Consider the following 9,051-nt stretch of genomic DNA (forward strand, 5'->3'; position numbering starts at 1 on the left):
AAATCGCGGCGCGAGGTTTGTAACCTAGTGGGCTCGATAACTGCTCCTGCGTTATTCTAATGACTTACATCCCTGTAAGAATAAGTAAAAACCGAGCAAAGCTTCCGCGTCCTGCTCACGCCCCTTACCTACATCCATGTAGGCAACAAAGAGTTTATCGCCCCTAGGCAGAACCCAAAGGGCAGCGTATGTTTGGCATTTATGCTACGTTATCGCCCATTTATGGGGAGTAACCACACTTCATAGGCTCTGCCTTGCCTAAAAACCAAACATACTGCTGCAAATTCAAACGCCAAAGGTCAACACGCCCTCGTTATTAGAGCTAAGTGGAGGGCACTTAACTGACAAGCGGCTCAAAACCATTGCGGTGTGAGCTTAATGCTAAGCAATAAAATTATAATGCGTTAGCGATGCTTTAAATTGAGGGCGCATAATACGCTGATATAATTAAAATAATTACCCATAATTTATTTGAAACACTTTATAAAAACTATTAATAATGCAGTGCAATATTTAGGCAATAAAAAGCTCGGCGTATTAGGCCGAGCTTTAATGGTTGGGAGAGAAACTGTAATTATTTGGCAGTGGGTGTCGGTTGAACACTTATAGGCTGCGATTTACCAAGTAGCTTACGGGTAAGGCGCTTAGCGTCTTCTAATGCTACGTATTGGCAAGGTATAAGTATTAAAGTAATTACTGTGGCAAATAGCACACCAAAGGCCAGCGATACCGCCATAGGAATAACTATTTTAGCCTGTAAGCTGGTTTCCATAATAATTGGCATTACCCCAATAAATGTAGTGATTGAGGTAAGCAATATAGCTCTAAAGCGCTTTGCACCGGCTTGCATAACGGCCTGTTTTACGGCCATGCCTTCTGCGCGTGCTTTATTTACAAAATCAACCATTACGAGGGAGTCGTTTACGACTATGCCCGCTACCGCAATAATGCCAAACATAGACAGCCCGCTCATGGTCATACCTAATATTACGTGACCAAACATTGCACCTACTACACCAAATGGAATAACCGACATAATAATAAGCGGCTGCGAGTATGAGCGAAGCGGAATGGCCAATAAGGCAAATATAATCATCAGCGATATAGCAAAGTCGCGTAACTGCTCATCGGCGCTGTCCATTTCTTCTTGTACGCGCCCAGCCACATTACTTTTAACGCCTGGGTAGCTTTTAAGCAGTGAAGGTAAATAGGTATCGCGAATTTCTTGTGCAATAGCAAACGGTTCAACTTGGTCAGTATTTACCGCTGCCCACACATTAACAGTACGGTTTGAGTTTTCACGGCGAATACGGTTTACACCATCTACTAGCCTAACTTCGGCTACTTCGCTTAACGGTACTTCTGCGCCGGTTGGCGTAATAATACGCGCATTTTGAATGTTGCTAATTGAGTTACGCTCGCTTTCTGGGTAGCGTATCATTACTTTAATTTCTTCGCCTTCGCGTAAAATACGCTGTGCTTCTAATCCGTAGTAGCTAAAGCTTACTTGCGATGCAACGTCAGCAAGTGTAAGTCCCATGCTGTAGGCCAGTGGTTTTAAATCAAGCTGTACTTCGTCGGTGGCACTTTGCAGTGAGTCGTTTACATCGCCTACACCTTCCATGCTTTGTAGTTTAGCTTTTAATTTACCAGCGACTTCTTTTAGCTCATCGGCATCTTTGCCTTGTAGCCTAAAGCTTACGTCGCCGTCATCACGTCCGCCGCTAAAAATATTATCTTGAATATTAAGCGTTTTAACACCTGGAAGCGGAGGCATTTGTTCGCGCCACAGGGTGCTTAATGCAAAGGTGTCGATAGGGCGCAAGTGTGGCTCTACTAAAATAGCCATAATGTTTGCTTGAGTACGCCCACGTAAGCTTACCGATAAATCGCGGATCATGCTTTGGCCGTATTGCTCTTCAAGCTCTTTATCTACTTTGAGTAATACATCTTCTATTTTACGGGCAGTTTCAAGGGTGGCTTGCTCCGAAGAGGCCAGGTTCATTTCAAGCGTAATACGCGGAAAATCATGCGGTATTTTAGGGTTAGGCACGAACTTAACTAAGCCGCCTGCAAACATACCTGCACTGACTATTAATATACATAAAAAGCCAATAATTACGGTATAACGATAATGTATACAATGGCCTATAAAAGGCGTGTAATAGTTTTGTACAAAGTGTTTTAAGCCACTATCAACCACATTACGCAGTTTATGTAATGGGTTTTTAGGGTTAGGTTTACGTGGGTTCATGGCTGCAATATGCGCAGGTAATATTAGCTTTGATTCAATCAGCGAGAAAATCAAACACAATATAATAACCACACCAATGGCTTTAGAAAACGCAGCGCCTGGGCCCGATGCCATAGCTTGCGGTAAAAACGCCGCGATAGTGGTTAAAACCCCAAAAGTGGCAGGCATTGCAACGCGCTTAACTCCGCGAATAACATTATCAAGGCTATGGCCGTGTTTTTCTATTTCGGCACTGGCAGACTCACCCACGACTATGGCATCGTCGACCACAATGCCAAGTACAATAATAAAGGCAAATAACGACACCATGTTTATGGTGATGTCTAAAAAGCCAATTGGCATAAACAAAAAGGCACCTAGAAAAGACACCGGTAAGCCCATCATTACCCAAAAAGCTAAACGCAGCGGTAAAAACAGTGCCAGCACTATCATTACTAAAATACCGCCCCAAACCATGTTGTCGATCATCATATCGAGTCGACCTTCAAGGTAGTAAGTTAAATCAACAATAGGCGAGAGCTTTACGCCTTGTGGAAGTTTCGATTGTTTTTCTGCCATGTAGCCTTTAAGAATTTTAGCTACATCGGTAATGTCTTGATCTTTTGAGGCATCTACTTCAAACGTGAGTGAGTTTTTACCATTATATTTAGAGTAAAGTAAGCCTTCTTCAAAGCCATCATTAATCGTCGCTACATCGCCTAAGTTAATCTGTGCGCCATCGGCAAGCGTTATAAGCGGAAGCTTTGCAAATTCACCACCACGGTAGGCTTGTTTTTCAACACGCATTGAAATATAGCCAGTATCAGAGCGAATTTGCCCTGCCGACATATTGGTAGAAAAATTTTGCACCGCACTTGATACATCTCTAAAAGTTAGGCCATATTCACGTAGTTTGTCGGGGCTTATTTCTATGCCTATTTCGTAATCTAGGCCACTGTAAAAATCGACTAAATTAACGCCAGGCAAGGCGAGTAGTTCATCTTTTATGTCGTTACCTAGCTCTTTAAGCTGGTAGTAACTCATGTCGCCATAAAGCGCGAGGATCATCACCTCTTGCTGAAATTTTTCTCGTTGAATAACAGGGCGTTCCATTCCTGCCGGAAAGGTATTGATAGAATCAACTTGCGCTTTTATTTCGTCTAGGGCTTCTTGTAGGTCGTATTTTTCTTCTATTTCTACCCACGCTTGCGCATAACCTCGGTTAGAGTAAGTGATTAAACGTTTTATACCCTCGGTACCCTCAAGGTTTTCTTCAATTTTTATCGTTATACCTTCTTCAACCTCTTGCGGGGCTGCGCCTGGGTATACCGCTTGAATACTCACCCAGTTACTTTCAAACTGAGGGAATGCCTGTTTACGAATTGTCAGCGCTGTTAAAAGCCCGCCAATAAGTATAAAAATCATGATTAGGTTTGCCGCCACTGGGTTACGTGCAAACCATGCAATTAAGCCTTTTTCTGAGGTACTCATGGTGTATCCTCTTTAAGTGCTAATTGAGTCACATCGCTTTTAGGCTCAGTGCCTTCCAGCTTAACCGCCATGCCTTCTGTTGGGTATTCAAGGGCAGAGGTAATAAGTTGCTCACCACTGTTTAGGCCTTGGTCCGCAATCACCATACCGTTTTGTTCACGTACAATATTAAGCGTTTTAAAACTCAGGGTGTGATCGTCGTTTAAAATAGCAATTTTGTTATTTTTAACTAAATGGTGCGGCACTATAATCGCGTTATCAAGCGCGCGGCCTTTTATGGTGGCATTTATATAAGAGCCAAAACGCAGTGGTTTGGTGTTATCAGCGTACGGAGTCGGTAACTGAGCAACTAAATAGCTCATACGGCTGGTTTGATCTACCACACCTTCACTTCGTACCACCTTGGCTTGCCATGTTGTTTGCTTGCCGGCAAATTCAGCGTTAAGCGTAACCAATGCGCCAATACCGCCGTTATCTAAGTATTGCAGCTCTTTATCTGCAACCGGTAAACGTACCTCTGCAACTGAGGTAGCGCTTAGCTCGCCAAACTTGCTACCCGCACTAACCACTGAGCCTAAGCTAATGGTGCGTTGGTTTATTATAGCGTCGTAAGGAGCTTTGATGTACGTGCGTTCTAAATTACGTTTAGTGCGTTTTACACGGGCTTGGGCAGAGCGAAAGTTTGCCATTTTTTCTGCAAGTTGTGGTTTACGTAAATAAAGCTCCGATGCAATTGCATCGCTTGAGTCTGATTTAATACGTTCCCATTCGGCTTTAGCTACGTGAGCTTGCGCGCGTTCTATTTCAAGCGCTGAACTTGCTTGGGCAAGGCCTGCTTCGGCCTCAATTAAATCGGCCTCGTAATCATTTGGATCAATTCGTGCTAAAATATCGCCTTGCTTAACAAACGCGCCTTCAACAAATTGTTCGGCTACTGAAATAACTTGCCCGCTTACTTGTGCAACCAGTTCTGTACGGTCTTTAGGTTTTACTACGCCGTACGATTTAACATCGAGCGTTATTGCATCAATGTTTACGTTTTGCGCAGCAACAAGTGGGCGAGTGTCTTGCTCTGGTTTTTCTTCTGGTGGCGTTTTCATGGCTGAAAGGCCAAAAGCGAGTGCAATCCCGGCTGCTAAAACCGCGACTGGTAATAAAATTTGTTTTTTAGTAGCCACAAGGCATTCCTTCATATATTTGGTGACAAGGCAATAATACGCAATAAAGTGTTTACAAGGCGTTTTAAGATGTAACAAAGCATTACATATGTGTATTACAGATAAATAATGGGCTAGGCAGGGTGTTAATTTAAATACAGAGGCCTGGCTTTAACTAACAGAGGTATTTATGAAAACAGAGCCTATGGCATGTCGCTTAGGCTGCGGCGCATGTTGCATTGCACCGAGTATTAGCTCGCCAATACCCGGTATGCCAAACGGTAAAAAAGCCGGAGAGCGTTGTATTCAGCTTGATGAGAACAATTTATGTAAACTATTTGGCGATGAAAGCCGCCCTAAAGTATGTAGCGATTTTAGCGCCACGCGCGATGTATGTGGGTCAACTAATGCAGAGGCTCTAGCGCTTATTACCGAACTTGAGCAGTTAACCTAGCTTACGGTGTTAATACTCATATATTTACATTTATCTATTACTGAGTGATTTTTTAAGTAATTAAAAGCTGCGCTTTTCACGCGAGCAAGCTCTGCGTCTACCGCAAATGTGTAGATATATGGTTGTTTTGTAGACGTAAAGCTTGCTTACGTGACAGGCAAAGCCTGTAAAAGTGGTTTATTTACAAAGAGGGGAAGAGGCGCGGTGCTTTTAGAGGAAGAGATTAACTTTAAGTAATCGTTGGTTTGTGTTTTCTCATTTACTGCTTATTCGCTTCTCTTTGTGCAACTTTTTAGCTTTGCTTTATATAAAAACGCGCTGCTTTTGCTGGCTTAAGGCCATAAAGTGAATAACTCACAAAGAGGGGAAGAGGCGCTGCACTTTTTAAGGAAGAGATTAACTTTAAGCAGTAGTTGGCTTTTGTTTTCTCATTTACTACTCATTCGCTTCTCTTTGTGCAATATTTTTTGCATAAAAACTATGCTTTTGTATCAATAAACACAGCGTTTACAAATCAAAGTATAAATTGAGTTTGTAAACGCTGCTTTAATTTTACCAACTATACGTTGCGCTTAACGTATATTGTTCACCGCGCCCTGGTGTACCAGGTATTTCTTCAAACGACTCATCCCATACGTTATCTGCCGCTAAAGTAATAAATAAATTGCTTAACTGAGGCGGGGTTATTTTAAGCGTTAGCTGGGTAAATAACGCGTTGTCATTGCCGTTTCTAAGGGCGTTTTTGTGTTGTGTACGCCATTCGTTATCTATTCTAAATTCTAAAATATCAGTTGGGTTATACACAGCGCCAAGTGTTAAACGGTGATCGGGGAAGTTTAACTGCCAACTTTGCTCTTCAAGTAATAAACCTAGCTCCAAGTTTGAAGTAGTTTCGCGCTCAAGGTTGTAGTTACTTCTAAATAACCCGCCAGAATCGCTGCCGCCAATAGCTGTATAGCCTGCAACTTGACTCGCCTGCGCGTACGATAAATAAACACTTTGCGCTGTGCCGTCATTATTTTGGGTATTTAAGGTTATATCACCAATGGCAGATACCTCAGCATCATCATGGTTTGTATCGTCATACGCAGCCCCTAAACGAAATATAAGCTGTTGGTTAGCTTTTAGCGCCATAGTGTATTGAGGCAATACGCTCAGCTTATAATATTTTCGTGAGGTAAAGTTGTTTTCAAGTGTGGTTGATTCAATCGAGCCATAAAATAAATCGGTTTGGCTATGCTCGCATACTAATTGCGCGCGTGCTGAGGCGCGCGAAAAGTCACGATCGCCATTATCAATAGTGCCATCACTTTGCGAATGAGAATACTCACCTTCAAAGCCCTGGGTATAGTTAGCTAAGCTATCAAGTTGTGTGTTTTTAGCAGCATATATACCTCTGGACTAAAGCTTAATATATTTTTATGAATATCGAGTTATTTACTCAACTCAAACAAAATATTTTTTTCAATATAGTGTTATTGATAAGTAATAAATAAAATGCAAATGAAGTTGCAAATGATAATTATTGTTGATATTGTTTTAGTTGTTTGTTGCTTTAAAGTCATAGGGCTTTAACTTTCATAATAAAGGAACTATTGAAATGAAAAATGTATTGTATTGTATTGTATTGTATTGTATTGATTCTATGTATTAATTCTAATTTTAGCGTGTCTGCTAAAAGTGCAGGGGACGTAAAGCTATTAGTCAATCCGGAAAAAACAATTGGGCTGATTCTATATGAACTTAGTGATGATGCACAAGAATGGCATATAGCCGTTGAGCAAAGGGAGTTTGCTATCAGTTTGATTTCGTTAGATGTTAGTTATATTAAAAGAGGGCTTCGATTTATATTAAGTTCTACAGGTAATTACTCAGTGACTTATAAAGGTACTGTTTTGCATGATGAAGCATGTAACTTTATTCGAGCTGACCCTGTTGAAGCGTACGGTTATTTTTTATTTGAAGCATGTTAGTAAAGGTTTAGTAATGAAAATCAATAAAGTGAAATTTTTCTTTACTCTAGTCTTGCTAGTGGTGGTGATAGGGCTACTTGTTATTTTTGAAAATACAACTCTCAATAAAGCAACACATGTAAAACTATCGATATCTCCAACACCGACAGAAAAATATGTGCTTACTGACCCCTTATTTCATGATTCAGCCGAGGACAGTTTACAACAGGATGAGCCATTAATTTTAGATCAGTTATCAGAGGTTGAGCAATTAATTGAGGGGCTTGATGGTTTAACATCAAATGAGATAGTTGTAAAACTATTAGGGACCGATGCGTATATAGAGCACTCTACAGAAATTTTATTGATGTTAATAAAAAATGGCACTCTAGGGGTTAACGAATCTCTTAAAGGAAATGAAAACAGATCGGCTTATTATACACCTTTGTTTGTGGCGTTATCATCACTAGACGAAGTAAGACCTGAACAATTTAATGAGTTTATGGATCTTGGCGCTGTAATTGATACCAGTAATGCTTGGCTTAGTAAGTTGGGAAGTATAAGAGATAAAGATAGTATACAAAGGTGGGTAAATGAATCAGGAATAGGCTCAGAGCATTATAAAAAATTAGTAGAACTGGGGCTAACTTTTGGTTCACCACAATTGGTGAGTTATATAAAAGAAAGCGACCCAAGCGGTTTAACGTATGCTTTTCCTGCTGAATTAGTCGCTAATAGGGTAACTGTCGTAAATAAGTATGTTGCTGAAGAATTCGATGTAAAAGAATACCAGAAAAATAATCAATATGTTTCTGAATACAAAATGGTACTTGGAGCTATTGGCTATGGTAATAAAATGTTAAATATAACGCGGGCTCTTAAACTGCAATCTGGGCTCACACAGGCTGAAATACAAGAGCTGGATAAATCAATTGCAGGAATACAAGCAAAAATAAATCGTTTGCAAGCATTAAAGAAAACCTTTCACTAATTTGAGGTAATGGTCTTCTCCCTTTTATCACTTTAATTATGGCACATAGCTGCAGCATAGGGAGTAAGCTAATCTTAGATTATACAGGCAAGCCCAGAGTGTTCTGGGCTTGTTACGTTTAATAAAATGAGTGTTTTAATCCTTTTCGGTTAGATGTGCTACCAGCTATACGTTGCGCTTAACGTATATTGCTCACCGCGTCCTGGTGTACCAGGTATTTCTTCAAACGACTCATCCCATAAGTTATCTGCCGCTAAAGTAATAAATAAATTGCTTAACTGAGGCGGGGTTATTTTAAGCGTGAGTTGGGTAAATAATGCGTTGTCGTCGCCGTTTCTAAGGGCGTTTTTGTGTTGTGTACGCCATTCGTTATCTATTCTAAATTCTAAAATATCAGTTGGGTTATACACAGCGCCAAGTGTTAAACGGTGATCAGGAAAGTTTAACGCGTAAAAACTGGCATCAATATCGGCTGCGCCGTAGTTCTCTGATTTATGTAAATAGGTGTAGCTAGCAATAAGTTTTGCTGTATCAAAGTGCTTAGTCGCTAAAAATTCAACCCCTGCAGTATCAATATCAACGGGGTTTGCAAAGCGCGCCGAGGTAGAATCAAAATTAAAGGTCCAGTCGGTTAAGTTACTATCTTTTCGATAAAAAATAGCCGAGTTTAACTGCCAGCTTTGCTCTTCAAGTAATATACCTAGCTCTAAGTTTGAAGTGGTTTCGCGCTCAAGGTTGTAGTTACTTCTAAATAACCCACCAGAATCGCTGCC

General features: G+C 40.8%; 6 protein-coding genes and 1 pseudogene. 3 read left to right on the forward strand and 4 right to left on the reverse strand.

Annotated features, from left to right (window positions below; genetic code table 11):
* Nucleotides 1-574 precede the first annotated feature (574 nt).
* Both L650_RS0123295 and L650_RS0123300 read right to left on the reverse strand, forming a co-directional pair.
* On the reverse strand, nt 575-3,724 hold the full coding sequence (locus L650_RS0123295; RefSeq protein WP_029774573.1) for an efflux RND transporter permease subunit: 3,150 nt from the start codon (nt 3,722-3,724) through the stop codon (nt 575-577).
* Complete coding sequence (locus L650_RS0123300) at nt 3,721-4,902, reverse strand: efflux RND transporter periplasmic adaptor subunit (protein WP_004588902.1); 1,182 nt, start codon at nt 4,900-4,902, stop codon at nt 3,721-3,723. The genes L650_RS0123295 and L650_RS0123300 overlap by 4 nt, the downstream gene beginning before the upstream one ends.
* Nucleotides 4,903-5,071: 169 nt before the next feature.
* On the opposite strand from L650_RS0123300, the gene L650_RS0123305 reads away from it, so the two are divergent.
* Nucleotides 5,072-5,335 (forward strand): YkgJ family cysteine cluster protein, encoded by a 264-nt coding sequence (locus L650_RS0123305; RefSeq protein WP_029774574.1) that lies wholly within the window; start codon nt 5,072-5,074, stop codon nt 5,333-5,335.
* 552 nt (nt 5,336-5,887) lie between these two features.
* Here the strand turns inward: L650_RS0123305 and L650_RS0123315 are convergent.
* Nucleotides 5,888-6,733, reverse strand: a pseudogene (locus L650_RS0123315) (hypothetical protein); the annotation flags it as partial.
* A gap of 269 nt (nt 6,734-7,002) precedes the next feature.
* On the opposite strand from L650_RS0123315, the gene L650_RS0123320 reads away from it, so the two are divergent.
* Nucleotides 7,003-7,308 (forward strand): hypothetical protein, encoded by a 306-nt coding sequence (locus L650_RS0123320; RefSeq protein WP_128081084.1) that lies wholly within the window; start codon nt 7,003-7,005, stop codon nt 7,306-7,308.
* Nucleotides 7,309-7,321: 13 nt separating this feature from the next.
* Nucleotides 7,322-8,278: a hypothetical protein gene (locus L650_RS0123325; protein WP_029774577.1), complete on the forward strand. Its 957-nt coding sequence runs from the start codon at nt 7,322-7,324 to the stop codon at nt 8,276-8,278.
* A 158-nt stretch (nt 8,279-8,436) separates the two neighbouring features.
* Here the strand turns inward: L650_RS0123325 and L650_RS0123330 are convergent.
* The coding region (locus L650_RS0123330) for a TonB-dependent receptor domain-containing protein (RefSeq protein ID WP_029774578.1) at nt 8,437-9,051 on the reverse strand (615 nt) is incomplete at its 5' end.

The organism is Pseudoalteromonas sp. TB51 (assembly GCF_000498055.1).
In the GTDB taxonomy this organism is placed as follows: Bacteria; Pseudomonadota; Gammaproteobacteria; order Enterobacterales; family Alteromonadaceae; genus Pseudoalteromonas; species Pseudoalteromonas atlantica.

What these genes read in the sequence shown, in the direction of transcription:
- L650_RS0123305 (WP_029774574.1), top strand. Translation starts at nt 5,072, where the DNA reads ATGAAAACAGAGCCTATGGCATGTCGCTTAGGCTGCGGCGCATGTTGC.
- L650_RS0123295 (WP_029774573.1), bottom strand. Translation starts at nt 3,724, where the DNA reads ATGAGTACCTCAGAAAAAGGCTTAATTGCATGGTTTGCACGTAACCCA.
- L650_RS0123325 (WP_029774577.1), top strand. Translation starts at nt 7,322, where the DNA reads ATGAAAATCAATAAAGTGAAATTTTTCTTTACTCTAGTCTTGCTAGTG.